The sequence below is a fragment of the Kitasatospora sp. NPDC127111 genome (genome assembly GCF_042677465.1).
Lineage (GTDB): Bacteria > Actinomycetota > Actinomycetes > Streptomycetales > Streptomycetaceae > Kitasatospora.
This window is the reverse complement of the sequence record NZ_JBHXTG010000116.1, coordinates 1-18,852: the sequence shown is the minus strand read 5'-3', so window position 1 is coordinate 18,852 and position 18,852 is coordinate 1. Positions and strand designations below refer to the sequence as shown.

The window sequence follows — 18,852 nt, the reverse complement described above, 5'->3', positions numbered from 1 at the left end:
CCGGTGGACGGACGTCCACCGGCCCCGCCTCCTACGGGCGCGGGTCAGACCAGGAGCTTCTCCTCAAGTCGTCCATGACGCTCCTGTCGGCGCGGACCAGGGTTCACCCGAGTCCTATCACCGCGTTCCGGACATCGCGCCCCGGTGTTCAGCCGTCCCGGTGACCCCTCGGGCCGCCGTTCCCGGCGCCGCCGCCGCCGTCAGCCCGCCGCCGCCCTGGCCCGCAGCTCCACCGCCAGGCCGATCAGCTCGCCCCACCAGGGCTCGTGGCTGCGGACCAGCAGCCGCTGCGCCTCGGCCGGCTCGACCGCCCGCACCTCCACCACCTGCTCGCCGTCGTCCGGATTGGTCGGCGCGGAGTCCACCGCGACCTCCGCCCAGCCCCAGAGCCAGGCCTTCTCCGGGTGCGGCTGCCACGGCCGGTACGGCTCCGCGAGGTCCGTCACGCAGCGGTGCGCCCCGAGCCAGACCGGCGCGCCGAGCAGCCGGGCACCGGCCTCCTCCCGCAGTTCGCGGACCAGGCAGGACTCGACCGACTCGCCGCTCTCGCGGGTGCCGCCCGGCAGGAACCAGTGGTCGCGCCCGTCGCGGCAGAGCACGACGCGTCCGGCGGTGAACCCCACCAGGTGGATGTTGGTGACGAGTTCGTCCGGTGGCAGCGCCGTCGAGAACCGGGCGTCGAAACGGCCCCAGGCCCAGTACTGCGGGGCGTGCAGCTGCGGGAACCGGGCCGGCAGGTCGGTGAGTCCACCGGCTCTCTCTGTGGTGTCCGTCATTCACCGATCATAGTCCGCCGGGGCTGCCGGCCCCCTGTTCCCGGGGGCGCGAAGCCGGGGCGACGGCGCGCTCTCCCCCGGGCCCGACCATCGGTCAGGTCGCCGCGGCCACCCCGAACTCCGGCTCCAGGTCGGCGGTGTCGACCGCGTGCTGGCGGAGCGGGATGGCCGCCGGGCGGACCGCGCCGAGCGGGGAGCCGGTCCAACTCCCCAGGGACATCTCGGCGGTGATGCCCGGGCCGAAGCCGGCGATCAGCCCCGGGGTGCCGTCGGCGACGGAGCCGTCCTCGAACAGCCGGGCCAGCGCGTCGAGGACCACCGCGCTGGCGATGTTGCCCCGCTCGGTGAGGGTGGCGCGGCTGAACCGGAAGGCGGCGGGCTCGAGTTCGAGGAAGCGGCAGAGGTCGTCCAGGATGCGCGGGCCGCCGGCGTGCACGATGTAGAAGCCGAGCCCGGAGACGTCCCAGTCGTGCGCGGTGGCGAGGGTGCGCAGCGCCGGGGCGAGCATCGCCATCGTGCCCGGGACGCGCTTGTCGAGCTGGAAGTGGAACCCGGTGTCCTTCACCCCGTAGGAGATCCAGTCCTCGGTGTCCGGGACGAGGTGCGAGCCGTTGCGCTCGACGTGCACGCCGGTGCCGCCGCGGCCGCGCATCACGGCGGCGGCGACCGCGTCCCCGAACAGGCCGTTGGAAAGCAGCGAGCCGACGCCGAGGTCGGTCGGCTGGTAGCAGAGCGAGCAGAACTCGCAGGCCACGATCAGGACGTTGGCGCCCGGGTAGGCGCGGCAGAAGTCGTGCGCGCGGTTGACCGCGGCGCCGCCGGCCGCGCAGCCGAGCTGGGCGATCGGCACCTGGCGGGTGTCGGAGCGGAAGCCCATGGTGTTGATCAGCCAGGCGGTCAGCGAGGGCATCATGAAGCCGGTGCAGGACACGTAGACGATCAGGTCGACGTCCCGGGCGGACAACTCGGCGTACCCGAGGGCGCGTTCGACCACCTCGGGGACGCGCCGCTTGGCCTCGCGCTCGTAGACCGCGTTGCGGGTGGTGAGGCCGGGGTGCCGCAGCGTCTCGTCGATCGGCTGGACCAGGTGCCTCGTCCGCACCCCGGTGTTCTCGATCAGCCGGAGGGCGAGCGGGAGTTGGGGGTGGTCCCGGTGCAGGGTGCGGGCCAGGTCGAGGGTCTGGTCGAGGGTGATGACGTGCTCGGGAACGGCGACGGCGGGACGGCAGAGAGTTGCCATGGGTGTCAGAGGTCTCCCCTGGTGACCCGCGCGGGCGGCGGCCGGCGCGGGCGGTGGCCTACGGGTGCGTTCGGCGTGCGCCGCGGCGGTGCGGCGCCGAGGTCACCAGGCGACCGGCAGGGTCCGCGGGTAGCGCCAGATCGAGCCGGTGCGCCAGTCCAGCTCCTCGGCCGGCACGGCCAGCCGCAGGCCGGGGAAGCGGCGCAACAGGGTGCCGATGGCGACCTGGAGCTCCATCCGGGCCAGGTGGGCGCCGGCGCAGTGGTGGGTGCCGTGACCGAAGGTCATGTGGTGGGCCGCGCCGCGGTCGAGGTCGAGCTCGTCCGGCCGCTCGAACACCGCCGGGTCGCGGTTGGCGGCGAGGTAGGAGACGTGCACCGCCTCGCCGGCCCGGATCGGCACCCCGCCCAGCTCGACGTCCTCGGTGGCGACCCGGGCGATGCCGACGCCCTGCCGGAACGGGATGAAGCGGAGCAACTCCTCCAGGGCGCGCGGCAGCGTCTCGGGCCGGGCGCGCAGCCCGGCGAGCTGCTCGGGGTGGGTGAGCAGGGTGTAGGTGATGTTGCTGAGCTGGTAGGTGCTGGTGTCGTGGCCGGTGACCAGCAGCACCATGGCCATCACGGCGAGCTCCTGGTCGTCCAGCAGCTCCTCCTCGTCCCGGGCGGTGGCGAGCGCGCTGATGAGGTCCTCGCCGGGGTCGCGGCGGCGGGCGGCCGTCAACTCGGTGAAGTAGGCGCGCAGGGCGGCCTTGGCGCGCACCTGGCCGTCGCCGCCGCCGGGGCCCATCGCCATCATCGCGACGGCGTGCCCGCGCAGCTCGGCGCGGTCCCGCTCGGGGATGTCGAGCAGCTCGCAGATGGTGGTCATCGGCAGCCGGGCGGAGAGGTGCCGCACCAGGTCGGCGGGGGAGCCGTGCTCGGCCATCTCGTCCAGGTACCCGTCGACGATCCGCTGCGTCCTCGGGCGCATCCGTTCGACCTGGCGGTTGGTGAACCCCTTGGCGACCAGGCGGCGCAGCCGGTTGTGGGCCGGCGGGTCCATCAGGTTGATCGCCTCGACCTGGGCGATCGGGGCGGGCGTCATCCGGGGCAGGTCGCGGCCGATGCCCGCCGCGCGGCTGAACCGGCGGTCGGTGGTGACCACGCGGACGTCCTCGTACCGGGTGGCCAGCCAGGCCTCGCCCTCGCCGTGCGGCAGCCGGATCCTGGCGATCGGCTCCTCGGTGAGGATTCGCTTCAGGAGCGGGTCGAACTCCAGGCCTTCGGTGTGGTTGAAGGGGCAGTCCCACACGGGGGCGGAGGTAGTCACGGGCTGATCCAAGTGGCCGGAGTCGGTACCGCCCGGGACGTCGGGTCGTTCGGGCGCGGACGTGCTGATGTTCCCCCATCAGGCGGCGGAAATCCGGATACGAGGGATTGTTCGCTCGATCGAGCGAGCTAGCCGATAGTCATGCGATATGCCGTGCGGACGAAGGGAGTTGGGAGACCTCCGCCGTCCGCGGGCCGAGCGGACGCGGACGACCGGGCCCGGATGAGCGGACGCGGACGACCGGGCCCGCTCAGCCGGCGGAGGGCGGCACGCGGGTGAAGGAGCGGCGGTAGGAGCGCGGCGGGACGCCCCGGCGGCGGACGAACTGCTCGCGCAGGACGGCCGCGCTGCCGTAGCCGACCCGGCGGGCGACCTCCTCGACCGGCAGGTCCGTCGTCTCCAGGAGCTCCTCGGCGCCGCTCAGCCGCAGGTCCCGCAGCCAGGCGTGCGGCGTGGTGCCGGTGGCGGCGGCGAAGCGGCGGAGGAACGAACGCTTGCTCATCACCGCCCGCCGGGCCAACTCCGCGACCGGCAGCGGCTCGTGGAGGTGCTCCCGGGCCCAGGCGAGCACCTCGGCCAGCCGCTCGTCCTGGCCGTCCTCGGGTACCGGCGCGGCCAGGTACTGGGCCTGCCCGCCGTCGCGGTGCGAGGGCAGCACCATGTCCCGGGCGACGTGGTTGGCCACGGCGGCGCCGTGCTCGCGCCTGATCAGGTGCAGGCAGAGGTCGAAGCCCGCGGCCGCGCCCGCACCCGTGGTGATCCGGCCGTCGTCCAGGTACAGCGCCCCGGGCTCGACGGCGACGTCCGGGTACTCGCGGGCCAGCAGGTCGGCGAACCGCCAGTGGGTGGTGGCCCGGCGGCCGTCGAGCAGCCCGGCGGCGGCGAGCGCGAAAGCGCCCACGCAGTGGGCGGCCACCACCGCGCCGCGCTCGTACGCGGCCGACAGGGCGTCGAGCACGGCGGGCGCGGGCGGCGTGCGGAAACCCGCCCCCGGCAGGGCGAGCACGAGATCGGCGGCGGCCAGCCGGTCCAGGCCGTGCTCGATCGTGAGCGGCACGCCGAGGTCGCTGCGGACGCTCCCGGGCCGGTCCGCGCACAGGGCGAAGTCGAAGCCGGGCATCGCCTCCCCGTGCGGGCCGAACACCTCGGCGACGATGCCGACGGCGAGCATGCCGACTCCGGGCGGGGCGTACGCGGCGACGGTCGTGAAGGGGGGCATCCGCGGAGTCTGGCACATTTCCTGCGATCAGTGGCATCAGTGCCACTCGTCGGGTGCCGTCCCGTTCGACAGGATCGAGGCATGACAGACGCACCGCTCGGCCGCAGCGCCGCATTCAAGGTCCTGACCACCGGTTACGTCGGCTCCACCGGCCCCGGGGTCGCCGCCACGGTCTCCTACGTCGCGGACGCCGGACGCCACGTGATCTTCGACCCGGGCATGGTGGCCGACCACGACGACATCCTCGTCCCGCTCGCCGAGCTGGGGCTCGGCCCCGACGACATCACCGACGTGGTGCTCAGCCACCACCACCCGGACAACACCATGAACGTCGGCCTCTTCCGCCGGGCCCGGGTGCACGACCACAAGGTGGAGTACCAGGGCCACCGGTGGACGAACCGCGACGCCGAGGGCTACGAACTCACCCCGTCCCTCCGGCTCATCCGCACCCCCGGCCACAGCCCCGAGGACATCACGCTGCTGGCCGGCACGGAGGAGGGCGTGATCGCCTTCGCCGGCGACCTGTGGTGGCACGCGAACGGGCCGGCCGACGACCCGGTGGCCCCGGACCGCGAGGTCCTGCGCGCCTCCCGGCTCCGGGTGCTGGCCGCGGCGGACCTGATCGTGCCCGGCCACGGCGCCCCCTTCACGGCCGACGACACGACCCCGCGGTAGGGCCGCCCGCGCTCCAGCCACCCGGGGCCGTCCGGCGAGAACCGGGCGGGGGTCCGGTGGCGTCCGTGTCGGCGTGATCAAAGGTGTCCTCGGCGCCATGCCGATGTTCTGGCCCGGGCTGCTCGCCTCGCTCGTGCCGGCCGCGCTGCTGAACCGGCCGGTCGGGCGGGCGCTGCGGGCGCACTGGGCGGTGGCGTTCGTGCTGCTGCTCGCGCTCGGCGGGGTGGTGACGCTGACGCTGCTGCCCAACGCGCCGGTCCCGCTCTGGGAGTACTCGCGCGACGCCGTCCGGCACTGCACCTTCGCCGGCCTGCGGCTGCGCCCGCCGGGGGAGTGGTTGACGTCCCGTCGGGCGGACCTGAACGTCCTGATGTTCCTCCCGGTCGGGTTCGCCGCGGCACTGGCGGGTACGAAACGCCGGGCGGCGGCCGTCCTGGCGGGCGTGACGGCACTGCCGTTCGCGGTGGAGTGCGCGCAGTACGCGGTGCCGGCGATCGGCCACGCCTGCGACGCCCAGGACGTCTGCGACAGCCTGCTCGGCCTGGCCCTCGGCGCGGCGCTCGGTCTGTTCGCGGGCCGGTTCGCCCGGGCGGGCGCGCGGTCACTGCGGGAGCGGGTGCGCCTGACGCACTGATCTCCGGCACCACCGGCACGGAGAACGTGGGGAGCACGGACCGGACGGGGAGAGGGGGTGGGGGCGTTGGGCACCTTCGGTCAGGCCGTCCGCGTTCCCGGACTGCGGACGGGGTCGGCTTCGCGGGGGCACTCCTGGCGGGCGCGACGGCCGTCGTCCCGACGGCCGCCCTGGCCCTGGTGGGTGCGGCGGACGGCTACCCGTTCACCGGGGTGAGCGTGCTGGTCGTCGCCGGCGTCGCGCTCGGCACGGTGGGCACGCTGGGCCGCCGGCTGCACGAGGCGGTCACCCTGCGCCGCCTCGCGCCGTCCCCGCGGTAGCCGGCGCGGCGGCCCCGCCCCCCCCGGTCCGCGCACCGGAAGTCGGCCCCGCCGGCCTCCCACGACGCACGGGCGGCGGCCGGGGCGACACGGCATCTTTTCAGAAGCCTCACACTGGGGTGTGGAACCCCCACAGCCGGGCTGCCTAGGCTCCGCATGCGCACGACGACGTGCGCGGAGCCGGCACGACGGACGACGACCGGCGAGTGCCGGTCGCCCGGCAGCACGGGAAGAACACATGGACTACTGCGCACCCTGCCGCCGCCACCTGAACGGCGCCCTGGCCTGCCCCGGTTGCGGGGCCCCGGCGAGCGGTCCCGCCCCGGTGGGCGGCCCGGACGCGGCGGCGTACCCGCCGGCGGAGACCCCGGCCGTGCCGCGGCAGGCGTTCGCCGAGCCGGCCGCGGCGACGTCGACCTCCCCGGCCGCGTCGCCGTCGGCCGGCCCGTCCTCCCGGCGCGGTGGCCGGCGGGCCGGGCGGCGGCCGGGGCTTCTCGTCGGATCCGTGGTGGGCCTGGCCGTCGTGGGGCTCGGGGTGGCGGCCCTGACCGCGAACGGGACGGAGACGGCGCCCGCCGAGCCGGGTGCCGGCCGGCCGGTCAGCACGGAGTCCCCCAGTGGACCGGCCGCCGCGCCGGCCACGCCCACCGCCGCGCCGAGCACGACCGGGACGCCGGCCCCGTCGGCCACCCAGCGCCCCAGCACGCGCGCCACCACCGCCTCGGCCTCCGCCTCCGCCTCGAAGAGCGGCGCGTCGACGGCCCCGGCGACCACCCGCGCGCCGGACCCGGACCCGGCCCCGCCGGCGCAGCCGGCCCCGACCACGACCCGGGCGACCACTCCGCGCCCCTCGGCCACCCCCACCCCGAAGCCCACGCAGACCTGCACCCAGTTCCTCTTCTGGTGCACCTGAGACACCCTTCGCGGCGCGCGGCAGGGGCGGGCCCGCCCCTGCCGCGCGCGGGCGTCAACTGACCGGGGTCGTGATGGTCACCGTGTTGTTGTCGGTGGCCGGATCGGGTGTGGTGCTGGTGGCCCTGGCGGTGTTGGTGATGCCGCCGGGGCCGGTGTTCAGCGCCTTCACCACGACCGTGACGGTGGCCGTCGCGCCGGAGGCGAGCGTGCCGATGGTGCACTTCACGCTGTCGGTGGAGCCGACGGGCGGGGTGACGCAGCTGCCGGTGCCGGCCGTCGCACTGACGAACCGCCCGTTGGCGGGCAGGGCGTCGGTGAGGGCGACCTCCTCCGCGCTCGTCGGGCCGTTGTTCCGCACGGTGACGGTGTAGGTCAGGTTGGCGCCGCCCGCCACCGGCTCGGGGGTGGCGCCGATCGCGACGGCGAGGTCGGCCTGCGGGCGGACCAGGGCCGCCGTGTACTGGTACCCGGCGGTGACGGCGGTGGCGCCGTCGAGGTACCGCGTGCAGGGGGCGGTCTCGCCGACGGCGCACACCCGGACGGGGCTGTGCCGCTCGGCGTTGGTGCCGTCCCCGAGCTGGCCCTTGGCGTTGCCGCCCCAGCCGACCGCACCGCCGTCGGAGCGCAGGGCCACGGTGTGCGCGAATCCGGCGGTGACGGCGGTGGCGCCGGTCAGGTAGCTGCCGCAGGGCGCCGCCACCCCGATGGCGCACACCCGGACGGGCGTGCTCCGGTCCGTGGTGGTGCCGTCGCCGAGCTGGCCGTAGCCGTTGTAGCCCCAGGTGCGGAGGAAGCCTCCGGTGGTCACCGCGGCACTGTGGCTCTCGCCCCCGGCGATGCCGGCGACGCCGGTGAGGTAGCTGACGCACGGTACGGTCGCTCCGATGGCGCAGACCCGCGCCGGGGTCGACCGGTCGGTGGTGGTGCCGTCACCGAGCTGGCCGGTGGTGTTGCGGCCCCAGCCGTGCACGCCGCCGTCGGAGCGCAGCGCCAGGCTGTGGAACGCCCCGGCGGCGATCGCGGTGATGCCGTCCAGCGGTGTGGCGCAGGTCGGGTCGCCGCAGACCGGTTCCGCGGAGGCGTAGTTGGTGCTGGTCGCGTTGCCGAGCTGGGCGTAGCTGTTGAGGCCCCAGCTGCGGACGGTGCCGTCCGACAGCAGGGCCAGGTTGTGGAAGCCCCCGGCGGCGATGGCGGTCACGCCGTCGAGCGGGGCGAAGCAGCCGAAGCCGCAGGTGGTCACCGGGGTGCTGTGCTGGGCGACGGTGCCGTCACCGAGCTGGTTGACGGAGTTGTCCCCCCAGGCCACGACGGTGCCGTCGGCGCGCAGCGCCATGCTGTGCACGTTTCCGGCGGCGACGGCGACCACGTTCGTGAGGAACGCCGAGCAGGGCGCGGTCTGGCCGACGGCGCAGACCGGCGTCGGGGTGGTCTGGTCGTCGTGGGTGCCGTTGCCGATCTCGCCGAACGTGTTGTCCCCCCAGGCGAGGACGGTGCCGTCGGCGCGCAGCGCCACGCTGTGGGCGTTCCCGTTGGCCACGGCGACGACGTCCTGGAGCGGTCCGGTGCAAGGGGCGGCTCCGCAGACCCGGTCCGGGGTGGCCCGGTGGTCGACCGCGGTGCCGTCGCCGAGCTGGCCGAAGTCGCCGTCGCCCCAGCTGAGCGCGGTGCCCGGGACACCGGGCCGGAGGACCCTGGCCTCCGGGGTGTCCGCGGCACGGGCCTGCTGCCAGCCTCCGGGGAGCAGCAGGGCGGCCAGCAGCGCGGCGGCGAGGACGCGCGGACTTCGGCGGGCGGATCCGCCTCCGGAGGTGGGCGGGTGGTGCAAGGCGGGCATGCGCATGCGCGGCTCCTGTCGCCGGACGGGGGTGGTGCGGCACCACGATGCGCGGCGGATCCGGCGCGGGCCGGGCGACGGCTCCGGAGGGTCACCCCGCCGGGCGCACCGCGGGGCCGCCGGCACTCCTCCGGCGGCCCCGCGGCGGCGACGGTGCGTCAGCCGACCGGCGTGGTGATGGTGGCGGTGTTGTTGCGCGGGTTGGGGTCGGGGGTGGGGCTGGCGGCCTCGGCGGTGTCGGTGATGTCGTGGCTGCCGGTGAGGACGGCCCTGACCACGAGGGTGACGGTGGCGGTGGCCCCTGACCGGACCGTGCCGAGGGCGCAGCCGTCGCGCCCTGCGACGGGGATGCCACCCCGTCGGGCGCACGCGCCACCGCCGCCCGCCCGCGTCGGCGTCAGGGGTCGTGCCGCAGGCCGAGCGTCCAGGCGTGGGTGGTGTACCGAGTCGCGTCGTCGGCGGCCCGTTCGGCGAGGGTGACGGTGAGCCGGTCGTCGCCCTCGCGCCGCAGGGCGCTGGTCCACCGGTACAGCCGGTCCGGCGGGATCGGGTGCAGTTCGGCGAGGACGGTGTCGTCGAGCCGGCGGCCGACGGCGCGCAGCACGCCCGCGTCGAGCACCAGGAGGGTGCCGTCCGGCAGCACGACCGGCGGCGGCGTGCTCGGATCCGTCAGCAGCGGCCCGCGTTCGATGCCGCCGCCGGGCAGCAGTCGGACGACCCGGCTGCGGGTGGGGTGGTTGCGGTCCGCCTCGACCACCCGGACGCCGCTGCCGACGACGTAGTGGCCGTAGCTGCGCCAGGCGTCGACCTGACGGCCGTCGCGGTCGTACTCCCAGGTGTCGAAGAAGTCGTAGCCCTCCAGGCCGAGCAGGAACCGGCCGCCCCGGCGGGCCGCGCCGCGTTCGCCGCGGAGTTCGGCGACCGGGGTGCCGTCCGCGAGGTCCAGCAGCAGTGCCGGGCCGAGGTGGCCCCAGGCGGAGTACTCCAGGGAGTCGGTGGTGACGAGGACGCGGCCGCCGGAGATGTGGGCGGCGTTGGGGCGGCCGGTGCAGCGGTGGGTCCAGCGGGTGCGGCCGGTGGCGTCGACGCAGCTGATCCGCCCGGGCCGGCCGAGGACACGCAGGTCGTCCCGCCGGGCGAGCGGCCGCCCGGCGGGGGGCGGCGGTTCGTACGGCGGCGGCTCGTACGGCGGCGGGCCGGCGCTGCGGCGGTGGTCCAGGACGGTGACGCGCCAGCCGGCGGGCGGGCCCGCCGTACGGTGGCTCTCCTCGGGCATCGGCATGCGGCGATGCTAGGCGGTGTCCGACCTGGGCCGCACCGTCGGTTCACGCCCCGGCCGGGTGCGTGATCCCCCTTGGCTTCAAGTCGACTTGAAGGTGCACAGTGGGCCCATGACTGCCGAACCGACCGACCGCGTCCTCCGGATCCGGCGCGAACTGGCCGCGCTGGGGCTCACCCAGCCCCAGTACTGGATCCTCCGCTACCTCGCCCCGGGTGACCTGGGCGCCGACGTCTCCGGCCGCACCCTGGACGAGCTGGCCGCCGTCCTCGGGGAGTACCTGCTCCCCGGCGACGACCTGCCGGCGGACGCGGACGGCCTCCTCGCCCGCGCCCTGGTCGGCCGGGACGCCGACGGCCGCCTCCGGCTCACGCCGGCCGGCCGGGCGGCCCACACCCGGGTGAAGGAGAGCCTGCCGGCGATCCAGGCCCGCCTCGGGGAGGCGGAGGAGGCCTGATCCCGGGTCAGAGGCCAAAGTTCAGGGCGTACAGCGAGCGCGCCAGGTCGGCGGTGACGAAGTCCGTCGGGACGGTGCCCAGCACCGGCCGGGTGGTGCGGTCCAGGCCGCCGAGGTAGCCGCGCAGCTTGGGGGTGATCGCGTCGGCGGCCTGGCGCGGCCAGAGGCCCCAGCCGGAGCTGGACGTGAAGGTGAGGAAGAGCCGCTGCGGGTCGGTGGCGGCCCGGGCGGCGGTCAGGTGGGCGGAAACCTCGGGCCACTTGCGGGAGTTGAGCTCGAAGATGGTCCCGATGTCGTAGTCGTCCTCGATGTCGGTGCGCGGGCCGCCCCAGCGCAGGCCGGGCAGGCCGGCGTTGTCGGCGAGCAGGACGACCCGGCCGCGGACCTCGCCGAGGCGCGGGATCCGGTCGTCGGTCCAGAAGAGGCCCGGCCAGCGCCGGCTGTAGTCGGCGAAGAGGGCGCCGAACTCCGCGTCGGAGACGGTGGAGTACTCCTGCTTGACCCGCATCAGCAGGGTCTCGCCGGGGTGTGCGGCGAGGAAGGCCCGGCACTGGTTGAGCACGTCGCCGAAGAAGGTCTTCTGGAAGACCGGCCCGTGGTGGATCGCGAGCACGCCGTCGATGGCGCGGCAGCGGATGTCGAGGAAGCGCACGCCCGCCGTCAACTGGTCGGAGAGAGCGAGCGTCTGGGTCTGCGTCAGCGCGCCGCCGTAGAGCGAGCAGGTGTCGTGCGTGCCGGGGAGGGTGAGCCGGGCGAGCGAGGCCTGCGGGTCCACGGCGCCCAACCAGTCTGCCCCGCCGGGGAGTCCGAGCGCCGAGGCGTGCTGCGTGCCCGACCCCAGCCCGGCGGCGGCCAGGGCGCCCAGCAGGGCGGTGCGGGTGAAGGCGCGTCTGCTGATCGGTGTACGCGTGGTCACGGGCACGGCGTGGCACCCCCGTTGGGTGTGGTGGGACGGGAGGGGGAAAGCGAAGTGGCATGCTCATTGTCGGGGCGACGGGCCGCTTTGCCCAGGGGGCGGGACGGGGGTGTTCGCGCGGACGCACCCGGGCGCCGCCGGCGGCATCGGCATCACCGGCCGCACCGGTGGCATCGGCGGCTCCGCGGCCGGTTGGGCCCCGGAGCCGCCGGTACCGGCCGGTCAGCCGCCGTACTGCGCGAAGATCTTCGCGAACTCGTACGGCTGCTGCGGGATGTTGGTGCACTTGAACAGCGCGCCGGTGCAGGCGTTGGCGTCCCGGGTGGCGTCCCAGAAGGCCAGCTCGCCGAGGTGGTGCTGCCGGGCGAAGGCGACCAGCTGCTGGGCGTCCGCCTGGTTGTAGACCTGGTGGTCGTCGTTCTCGCCGATCATCGGCGTGACGCCGACCATGCGCCAGAGCCGGGCGTCGTCCTTCGCCGGGTGGAGCGCCTTGAGCTGCCCGTACAGCGCCTGCGCGGCCTGGACCGCCGCGTCGCCGTAGTCGGTGCCGCCGCGGTAGTAGTCCATCGCCATGACGTTCACCAGGTCGACGTCGACGCCCGCGTCCCGCGCGGACTTCACGATGGCGACGCCCTCGGCGGTCAGGCCCTCGGGCAGCACCGGCAGGGTGAAGGAGACCTTCAGGCCCGGGTTGGCCTGCTGCAGCCTGGCGAGCGCGGCCGAGCGGCGCTCGTTGGCGGCGGTGTCGGCGATCGCGGCGCCCTCGATGTCGAAGTCGACGTAGTGCAGGCCGTAGGCCTTGACCACGGCGTCGTACTCGGCGAACAGCGAGTCCACCGTGGAGCAGGCGGCGGCGAGTTCGGTGCCGCTGGCGCCGCCGAAGGAGACCTTGACGTCGCCGCCGGCCGCCCGCAGCGCGTCCACCTGGTCCTTGGCCCAGCCGGTGCGCGGGTCGTAGGCGTTGAACCAGCTGGCCTTGCAGCCGACGCCGGTGACGAAGCCCATGGTGAAGGACTTCAGGTTCCCGGCCTTGGCCATCGCGGGCATGGACGGGGTGGGCCAGGCGCCCATGTCGATGTACGGGGCCACCGGTACGGCGACGTTCGGCGCCGGGGTGGTGGGCGTGGCCGTGGCGGTCGGGGTCGTGGTCGGCGGGTTGGTCGTGGTCGGCGGCGGGGTGGACGGACTGCCGCCCGGACCGGTGAGCGTGACGTCGTCGGCGAGGTAGGCGCCCTGTCCGTACCAGCCGTGCAGGTAGACGGTGACGCTGGTGGTCGCCGGCCCGGTGGTGAAGGTGCTGGTGAGCTGCTGCCAGGCGGTGCCGCCGGGCGTCCAGGTGGCCGGGTCGGTGACCCCGCTTCCGGTGGCGCCGAGGTAGACGTACTGCCCCTGGACCCAGGCGCTCAGCGTGTACCTGGTGTTGGGCCGCACGGCGACGGTCTGCCCGCACTGGGCGGTGTCACTGCTGCCCACGGCTCCCCGGAGCGCGTACGAGCCGCCGTGCGCGCCGGAGTCGACGATCGAGCCGGTGCCGCCGGAACAGCTCCAGGGGCCCAGCGCGCCGCTCTCGAATCCGGCGTTGGCGAGCAGGTTGCCGTCGGCCGCGCCGGCGTTCCCGGCGAGGGTGGCCAGCCCGCCGGCGGCGAGCGCGGTGGCGGCGGCGAGGGCGAGCGGCATCTTGACCCGCCCGGCGGGCCGGCGGTGCCGGGCGGCGGTGTCGGACGCGGGGACGCCGGGTGCGGAGGGGCCGGGTGCGGCGGTGTCATGGGGCGCGCGTGGCATGGGGGTGCCTCTCGGGACGGTGCCCGGCCGCCCGTCGCGCCGTGGGGAGCGCGGGCGGGCGGCTCTGGGGGCGGTGGGGGTAGGTGTCCGGTGCGGGGAGGTGCGCGGTGCTGAGCACCAACGTGGACTAGACCAGCTGTGCACGTCAAGCACCCGCGGGGCGCCGAAAGCCACGGCGCAGACGGGCTTACGGCCGCGTTAAGGCAACGCCCGCGCGGACGCGCGGGCGGCAGCGGAATCCGCCGCCCGGGGTTCAGCGCGCCCTCGCCCGACGGACAGCCGCCGGCATGGCCGGCACCGCGGCGTGGTGCTGGTCCTGGTCTGGACGGTCCGTCAACTGCGGCTCGGGCGGCCGCGACTGGGGTGATCTGCGGGACAGGCGGCCGCTTCGGGTTCGGGCCCCGGTGTCCGCCTGTCGGAAAGGTGCACCCCTCGCCGGGCCGGGCTCCTAGGGTGGCGTGATGATCAAGGATCTGCGCATCTGCTTCATCGGGGACTCCTTCACCCAGGGCGTCGGCGACCCGGAGTTCCGCGGCTGGGTCGGCCGGGTGCTCCAGGCGACCGACGGGGACGCCGCCGAGCTCACGGCCTTCAACCTGGGCGTCCGCCGCAACACCTCGGCGGACGTGCTGGCCCGCTGCTGGGCCGAGGCCGGGGTGCGGGCCCTGCCCGGGGCGGACAACCGGCTGGTCGTCTCGGTGGGCAGCAACGACGCCGTGCTGGAGGACGGGCGGCCGCGGGTGGCGCCGGACCGCAGCCTGGAGAACCTGGCCGCGCTGCTGGACGGCGCCCGCGAGCGCGGCCTCGGCGGGCTGGTGGTCGGGCCGCCGCCGGTCGTCCGCGGGGGCGCCGGGCACCTGGAGCGGTTGCTGGAGCTGGCCGGACGGACGGCGGCGCTCTGCGCCGCCCGCGGCGTGCCGTTCGTCGACGTGACGGCGGTGCTCGCGGCGGACCCGGTCTGGGTGGCCGAGGCCGGCGGCGGCGACGGCGCGCACCCGGGGGCGGGCGGCTACCGGCTCCTCGCCGACCTCGTGCTGGCCGGCGGCTGGCGGGAGTGGCTGCTCGGAGCCGGGGCTTGAAGGGGGCCCGGCGGGGCGGGGCTTGACCTTGAGCGCACTCGAAGAGGAAAGCTGGGTCCCGTTGATCCACCGGACGAACTGATCCACGGACGAAGGTCCACCGGACGAACGGAGAACCGTGATGCGTACCAGCACGCTCGGCAGCCAGGGCCCCGAGGTCGGCGTGGTCGGCCTCGGCTGCATGGGGATGACCTGGGCCTACGACCTGCGGAACCGCGACGACGAGACCTCGGTGCGGGTGATCCGGGAGGCGCTGGACCTCGGCGTCACGCTGATCGACACCGCCGACGTCTACGGCCCGTACAGCAACGAGGAGGTGGTCGGCGCCGCCCTGGCCGGCCCGTACCGGGAGCGCGCGGTGCTCGCCACCAAGGTGGGCCTGGTGCCGGGCGACGGCGACAAGCGGGTCGGGAACAACGGCCGGCCGGAGCACGTGAAGCGCTCGATCGACGAGAGCCTGCGCCGCCTCGGCACCGACCACGTCGACCTCTACCAGCTGCACCGGGTCGACCCGGAGGTGCCGATCGAGGAGACCTGGGGCGCGCTCGCCGAGGTCGTCGCGGCGGGCAAGGCGCGCCGGATCGGGCTCTCCGAGGTGACGGTCGAGCAGATCAAGCGCGCCCAGGCGGTGCACCCGGTGGCGTCCGTGCAGTCCGAGCTGTCGCTGTGGACCCGGGACGCGCTGGCCGAGGTGGTGCCGTACACCGAGGCCGAGGGCATCGCCTTCCTGCCGTTCTCGCCGCTCGGCCGGGGCTTCCTGACCGGCGGCATCTCGTCGGTCGACCAGCTGCCGGCCGACGACTTCCGTCGCTCGCTGCCGCGGTTCCAGCAGGAGGCGCTGGCGGCCAACCTGGCGCTGGTGGAGAAGGTGAAGGAGGTCGCCGGGCGGGTCGGCGCGACGCCGGCGCAGGTGGCGCTGGCCTGGGTGCTGGCACAGGGCCGGTACGTGCTGCCGATCCCGGGGACCAAGACGCCCCGGTACCTGGTGGACAACGCGGGCGCGGCCGACGTCGTGCTCCCGGCGGCCGACCTCGCCGAGCTGGACGCGCTGCCCGCGCCGACCGGCGGCCGGTACTGAGGCCGGGGTCCGTCCTCGGACTCCCGCCCGCGGGCCGCCGCCGGGGACGGACCCTGGCGGGGCGGGCCACCGGACTCCGGTTCCCCGCCCCGCCTCGCCTCGCCCCGCCCCGCTCGGCGTTCGCGGCCCGGTCCGCTCAGCTCTCCTTGACCCAGACCAGCTGCCGCCCGGTCTCGCCGGGCGCCCGGACCGCCACGTCGGCGATCCGGTCGAGCCGGTAGCCGAGCTTGCGCGGCACGGCGGCGCTGGCGCCGTTGGCCTGGTCGCAGCGGATCTCGACCCGCCCGATCCCGGGCAGCGCGAGGGCGGCGGCGGTGAGCGCCCGGGCGGCGGTGGTGGCGATGCCCCGGCCGGCGCGGTCCGCGCTCACCCAGTAGCCGATCTCCAGCGCCCCCGGCCCGATCCGCCCGTGCAGGCCGAACGAGCCGATCACGCTGCCGGGTTCGGCGTCCAGGCCGATCAGGTAGATGAAGTCCGTGCCGGCGTCCCAGGCGGCGGACCCGGCTCTGGTCAGCTGGGCGGTCTGGGCGGGGCTGGGGGCCTCGGCCGCCCAGGCCAGCCAGGGCCGCAGATGGTCGAGGTTGGCGTGGACGGCGGCGTTGAGCGCGGCCGCGCGGTCGGGCGCGCGGCGGTGCAGGGAGATCCCGCCGGCCAGCCGCAACAGCTCGGGCGGCCGGCCGGGGGAGGCCTCACAGGACCGTGACATGACATGGCTCATGACCGCGATTATGGCCGCGGCCCCGACCCCCCACCACCGCCGAACCGCCGGGGTTCCGGGGGCCGCCCCGGGGCGCGTCAGAGGCGCACCAGCACCTCGTCGAGCTCCTTGCGCCGCAGGTCGGGGACGCGCGCGCCGTCCGCCGGGTACCCCACCGGGATGACGTACGCGGCCCGCTCCTCGGCCGGCCGTTCGCACACCTCGTTGAGGAACCTCATGGGGCTCGGGGTGTGGGTGAGCGTGGCCAGCCCGGCCTGGTGCAGGCTGGCGAGCAGCAGGCCGACCGCGATGCCGACCGACTCCTTGGTGTAGTACGGGCGCGGCGAGTGCGGGCCCTTGTGCACCTCGAAGACCACGATCACCGCGGGCGCGTCCTCCAGGAACGGCTTCTGCCAGTCGGTGCCGATCGGCGCCAGCGCGGCCAGCCACTCCTCGGAGGCCCGGCGCGCGTAGAACTCGCGCTCCTCGGCCTCGGCGGCCTCGCGCAGCCGGCGCTTGCGCTCCGGGTCGGTGATCACCACGAACCGCCACGGCTGGACGTGCGCGCCGCTGGGGGCGGTGTTCGCGGTGCGGACGGCCCACTCGACCACGCCGTCCGGGATCGGGCGGGTCGAGTAGTCCCGGACGGTCCGGCGCCGCGCCATCACGTCGTGGAAGGACCTGCTGCGTGCCGCCGCCTCGTGGGCGGGCACCGTCATCGGGCGGAGCGGGACGCTCGGGTACGAGGTGCCGGCCGCCGCTGTGCTGTCAACCATGGCCGACAGCACAGCACATGGCGGCGCACCCGGGAAGAGGTAGAGACCAATGAGCGGGCTCAGCTCTCGTGGACGCGCCCGTCCCGGACCTCGATCCGCCGGTTCACCGTGACCGTGTCCAGCATCCGCCGGTCGTGCGTGACCAGCAGCAGCGTGCCGGTGTAGGAGGCGAGCGCGGACTCCAGCTGCTCGATGGCGGGCAGGTCCAGGTGGTTGGTGGGCTCGTCCAGCACCAGCAGGTTCACCCCGCGCGCCTGGAGCAGCGCGAGCGCCGCCCGGGTCCGCTCGCCCGGCGAGAGGGTGCCGGCGGGGCGCAGCACGTGCGCCGCCTTCAGGCCGAACTTGGCCAGCAGGGTGCGGACCTCCTCCGGGGTGAGCTCCGGCACGGCGGCGGCGAACGCCTCCACCAGCGGCTCGCCGCCCAGGAAGAGTCCGCGCGCCTGGTCCACCTCGCCGACCACCACGCCCGAGCCCAGCGCGGCGCTGCCGCCGTCCAGTTCGAGCCGGCCGAGCAGCGCGGCCAGCAGCGTGGACTTGCCCGCGCCGTTGGCGCCGGTGATCGCGACCCGGTCGGCCCAGTCGAGCTGCAGGTCCACCGGGCCGAAGGCGAAGTCGCCGCGGCGGGCGACGGCCCCGCGCAGGGTGGCGACCACCGAGCCGGAGCGCGGCGCGGTGGCGATCTCCATCCGCAGCTCCCACTCCTTGCGCGGCTCCTCGACCACCTCCAGCCGCTCGATCATCCGCTGGGTCTGCCGGGCCTTGGAGGCCTGCTTCTCGGTGGACTCGGCGCGCATCGCGCGCCCGATCTTGTCGTTGTCGGAGGACTTGCGGCGCGCGTTGCGCACCCCGTGCTCCATCCAGCCGCGCTGCATCCGGGCCCGGGCCTCAAGCGAGGCCTTGGTGTCCGCGTACTCCTCGTACTCCTCGCGGGCGTGCCGGCGGGCCACCGCACGCTCCTCCAGGTACGCCTCGTAGCCGCCGCCGTACAGGTTGACCTGCTGCTGGGCGAGGTCCAGCTCCAGCACCCGGGTGACCGTGCGGGCCAGGAACTCGCGGTCGTGGCTGATCAGCACGGTGCCCGCGCGCAGGCCCTTGACGAAGGACTCCAGCCGCTCCAGGCCGTCCAGGTCGAGGTCGTTGGTGGGCTCGTCGAGCAGGAAGACGTCGTAGCGGGAGAGCAGCAGCGAGGCGAGGCCGGCCCGGGCGGCCTGGCCGCCGGAGAGCGCGGTCATCGGCAGGTCGAGCGAGACCTTCAGCCCGAGCGAGTCGGCGACCTCCTCGGCCCGCTCCTCCAGGTCGGCGCCGCCGAGGTCCAGCCAGCGGTCCAGGCTCGCCGCGTACGCGTCGTCGGCGCCGGGGCGGCCCTCGACCAGGCCCTCGGTGGCCTCGTCCAGGGCGGCCTGCGCGGCCGCCACGCCCGTCCGCCGGCCCAGGAACTCGCGGACCGACTCGCCCTCCCGCCGCTCCGGCTCCTGCGGCAGGTGCCCGACGGTGGCGGACGCCGGGCTGAGCCGCAGCGACCCGCCCTCGGGGGTGTCGAGCCCGGCCAGCAGCCGCAGCAGCGTCGACTTGCCGGCGCCGTTCACGCCGACCAGCCCGATCACGTCGCCGGGGGCGACGACCAGGTCCAGGCCGGAGAACAGGGTGCGGTCGCCGTGGCCGGCGCTGAGGTCCTTGACTACGAGTGTGGCGCTCATGATGCCCCCGATTGTAGGAGAGCCGGGGGAGCCGCCGGGGAACGGGCGGGGGGCGCGGGCGGCCGGCCGCCGCCCCCCCCCCGCCGGGGACACACGGGTGGCAAACGGGCCCGAAGGGGGAATTGGAGTAATAGAGAAATAATAGTAAAACAGAGGGGGGGAGGGCAGCA

At 75.3% G+C, this 18,852-nt stretch carries 19 protein-coding genes; 6 read left to right on the top strand and 13 right to left on the bottom strand.

Translation table 11 applies throughout. From position 1 onward, the window contains the following. Positions 1-200: 200 nt before the first annotated feature. The 4 genes from ACFVHB_RS38115 to ACFVHB_RS38100 form a co-directional block, all read right to left on the bottom strand. Positions 201-776, bottom strand: coding sequence for an NUDIX domain-containing protein (locus ACFVHB_RS38115; RefSeq protein WP_380332022.1), 576 nt, complete (start codon positions 774-776; stop codon positions 201-203). A 94-nt stretch (positions 777-870) separates the two neighbouring features. Continuing rightward, a complete protein-coding gene (locus tag ACFVHB_RS38110) occupies positions 871-2,016 on the bottom strand; it encodes a type III polyketide synthase (RefSeq protein WP_380332019.1) in 1,146 nt (381 codons plus the stop codon). A 102-nt stretch (positions 2,017-2,118) separates the two neighbouring features. Continuing rightward, complete coding sequence (locus ACFVHB_RS38105; RefSeq protein WP_380332016.1) at positions 2,119-3,324, bottom strand: cytochrome P450; 1,206 nt, start codon at positions 3,322-3,324, stop codon at positions 2,119-2,121. Between the two features lie 250 nt (positions 3,325-3,574). Then, positions 3,575-4,543, bottom strand: a complete 969-nt coding sequence (locus tag ACFVHB_RS38100; RefSeq protein WP_380332013.1) for a GlxA family transcriptional regulator — start codon at positions 4,541-4,543, stop codon at positions 3,575-3,577. An 81-nt stretch (positions 4,544-4,624) separates the two neighbouring features. Between ACFVHB_RS38100 and ACFVHB_RS38095 the strand changes: the two genes are divergently transcribed. The 3 genes from ACFVHB_RS38095 (at position 4,625) to ACFVHB_RS38085 (ending at position 6,172) form a co-directional block, all read left to right on the top strand. Continuing rightward, on the top strand, positions 4,625-5,218 hold the full coding sequence (locus ACFVHB_RS38095; RefSeq protein WP_380332010.1) for an MBL fold metallo-hydrolase: 594 nt from the start codon (positions 4,625-4,627) through the stop codon (positions 5,216-5,218). Positions 5,219-5,291: 73 nt separating this feature from the next. Next, entirely contained in the window at positions 5,292-5,852 is a 561-nt protein-coding gene (locus ACFVHB_RS38090; protein ID WP_380332007.1) for a VanZ family protein, read from the top strand. A gap of 179 nt (positions 5,853-6,031) precedes the next feature. Continuing rightward, positions 6,032-6,172 carry a hypothetical protein gene (locus ACFVHB_RS38085; protein WP_380332004.1) on the top strand — a complete coding sequence of 47 codons (141 nt, stop codon included), beginning with the start codon at positions 6,032-6,034 and terminating at the stop codon, positions 6,170-6,172. 243 nt (positions 6,173-6,415) lie between these two features. On the opposite strand, the gene ACFVHB_RS38080 is transcribed toward ACFVHB_RS38085, so the two are convergent. The 4 genes from ACFVHB_RS38080 to ACFVHB_RS38065 all read right to left on the bottom strand — a co-directional run bounded on the left by ACFVHB_RS38080 (position 6,416) and on the right by ACFVHB_RS38065 (position 10,203). After that, on the bottom strand, positions 6,416-7,081 hold the full coding sequence (locus ACFVHB_RS38080) for a hypothetical protein (RefSeq protein WP_380332001.1): 666 nt from the start codon (positions 7,079-7,081) through the stop codon (positions 6,416-6,418). A 58-nt stretch (positions 7,082-7,139) separates the two neighbouring features. Next, complete coding sequence (locus ACFVHB_RS38075) at positions 7,140-8,927, bottom strand: hypothetical protein (protein ID WP_380331998.1); 1,788 nt, start codon at positions 8,925-8,927, stop codon at positions 7,140-7,142. Between the two features lie 152 nt (positions 8,928-9,079). Further along, positions 9,080-9,322: a hypothetical protein gene (locus ACFVHB_RS38070; RefSeq protein WP_380332025.1), complete on the bottom strand. Its 243-nt coding sequence runs from the start codon at positions 9,320-9,322 to the stop codon at positions 9,080-9,082. Beyond that, positions 9,319-10,203: a hypothetical protein gene (locus ACFVHB_RS38065; RefSeq protein ID WP_380331996.1), complete on the bottom strand. Its 885-nt coding sequence runs from the start codon at positions 10,201-10,203 to the stop codon at positions 9,319-9,321. Before ACFVHB_RS38065 ends, ACFVHB_RS38070 begins: the two co-directional genes overlap by 4 nt. 109 nt (positions 10,204-10,312) lie before the next feature. Here ACFVHB_RS38065 and ACFVHB_RS38060 point away from each other — a divergent pair, with 109 nt between their 5' ends. After that, the gene (locus tag ACFVHB_RS38060; RefSeq protein ID WP_380331993.1) at positions 10,313-10,657 is read left to right on the top strand and encodes a hypothetical protein; all 345 of its coding nucleotides are present in this window, start codon (positions 10,313-10,315) and stop codon (positions 10,655-10,657) included. A 7-nt stretch (positions 10,658-10,664) separates the two neighbouring features. Here the strand turns inward: ACFVHB_RS38060 and ACFVHB_RS38055 are convergent, their stop codons facing one another. Then, positions 10,665-11,573, bottom strand: coding sequence for a phosphatidylinositol-specific phospholipase C (locus ACFVHB_RS38055; RefSeq protein WP_380331990.1), 909 nt, complete (start codon positions 11,571-11,573; stop codon positions 10,665-10,667). 222 nt (positions 11,574-11,795) lie between these two features. Next, on the bottom strand, positions 11,796-13,355 hold the full coding sequence (locus tag ACFVHB_RS38050; protein ID WP_380331987.1) for a carbohydrate binding domain-containing protein: 1,560 nt from the start codon (positions 13,353-13,355) through the stop codon (positions 11,796-11,798). A 461-nt stretch (positions 13,356-13,816) separates the two neighbouring features. Between ACFVHB_RS38050 and ACFVHB_RS38045 the strand changes: the two genes are divergently transcribed. Together ACFVHB_RS38045 and ACFVHB_RS38040 are read left to right on the top strand one after the other, a co-directional pair. Next, positions 13,817-14,434: a GDSL-type esterase/lipase family protein gene (locus ACFVHB_RS38045; protein ID WP_380331984.1), complete on the top strand. Its 618-nt coding sequence runs from the start codon at positions 13,817-13,819 to the stop codon at positions 14,432-14,434. A 121-nt stretch (positions 14,435-14,555) separates the two neighbouring features. Then, positions 14,556-15,512 (top strand): aldo/keto reductase, encoded by a 957-nt coding sequence (locus tag ACFVHB_RS38040; protein ID WP_380331981.1) that lies wholly within the window; start codon positions 14,556-14,558, stop codon positions 15,510-15,512. Between the two features lie 136 nt (positions 15,513-15,648). Here ACFVHB_RS38040 and ACFVHB_RS38035 read toward each other — a convergent pair whose 3' ends face one another. From ACFVHB_RS38035 to ACFVHB_RS38025, 3 genes are all read right to left on the bottom strand, one after another. Further along, positions 15,649-16,230, bottom strand: coding sequence for a GNAT family N-acetyltransferase (locus ACFVHB_RS38035; RefSeq protein ID WP_380331978.1), 582 nt, complete (start codon positions 16,228-16,230; stop codon positions 15,649-15,651). 77 nt (positions 16,231-16,307) lie between these two features. Next, positions 16,308-16,985, bottom strand: coding sequence for a nitroreductase family protein (locus ACFVHB_RS38030; protein WP_380331975.1), 678 nt, complete (start codon positions 16,983-16,985; stop codon positions 16,308-16,310). A 59-nt stretch (positions 16,986-17,044) separates the two neighbouring features. Beyond that, complete coding sequence (locus ACFVHB_RS38025; RefSeq protein WP_380331972.1) at positions 17,045-18,682, bottom strand: ABC-F family ATP-binding cassette domain-containing protein; 1,638 nt, start codon at positions 18,680-18,682, stop codon at positions 17,045-17,047. Positions 18,683-18,852: the final 170 nt, after the last annotated feature.

Bases quoted from the DNA above. Each gene is read 5' to 3' on its own strand.
- ACFVHB_RS38115 (WP_380332022.1), bottom strand. From the start codon at position 776: ATGACGGACACCACAGAGAGAGCCGGTGGACTCACCGACCTGCCGGCC.
- ACFVHB_RS38110 (WP_380332019.1), bottom strand. From the start codon at position 2,016: ATGGCAACTCTCTGCCGTCCCGCCGTCGCCGTTCCCGAGCACGTCATC.
- ACFVHB_RS38100 (WP_380332013.1), bottom strand. From the start codon at position 4,543: ATGCCCCCCTTCACGACCGTCGCCGCGTACGCCCCGCCCGGAGTCGGC.
- ACFVHB_RS38095 (WP_380332010.1), top strand. From the start codon at position 4,625: ATGACAGACGCACCGCTCGGCCGCAGCGCCGCATTCAAGGTCCTGACC.
- ACFVHB_RS38075 (WP_380331998.1), bottom strand. From the start codon at position 8,927: ATGCGCATGCCCGCCTTGCACCACCCGCCCACCTCCGGAGGCGGATCC.
- ACFVHB_RS38065 (WP_380331996.1), bottom strand. From the start codon at position 10,203: ATGCCGATGCCCGAGGAGAGCCACCGTACGGCGGGCCCGCCCGCCGGC.
- ACFVHB_RS38060 (WP_380331993.1), top strand. From the start codon at position 10,313: ATGACTGCCGAACCGACCGACCGCGTCCTCCGGATCCGGCGCGAACTG.
- ACFVHB_RS38050 (WP_380331987.1), bottom strand. From the start codon at position 13,355: ATGCCACGCGCGCCCCATGACACCGCCGCACCCGGCCCCTCCGCACCC.
- ACFVHB_RS38045 (WP_380331984.1), top strand. From the start codon at position 13,817: ATGATCAAGGATCTGCGCATCTGCTTCATCGGGGACTCCTTCACCCAG.
- ACFVHB_RS38040 (WP_380331981.1), top strand. From the start codon at position 14,556: ATGCGTACCAGCACGCTCGGCAGCCAGGGCCCCGAGGTCGGCGTGGTC.
- ACFVHB_RS38035 (WP_380331978.1), bottom strand. From the start codon at position 16,230: ATGAGCCATGTCATGTCACGGTCCTGTGAGGCCTCCCCCGGCCGGCCG.
- ACFVHB_RS38030 (WP_380331975.1), bottom strand. From the start codon at position 16,985: ATGGTTGACAGCACAGCGGCGGCCGGCACCTCGTACCCGAGCGTCCCG.
- ACFVHB_RS38025 (WP_380331972.1), bottom strand. From the start codon at position 18,682: ATGAGCGCCACACTCGTAGTCAAGGACCTCAGCGCCGGCCACGGCGAC.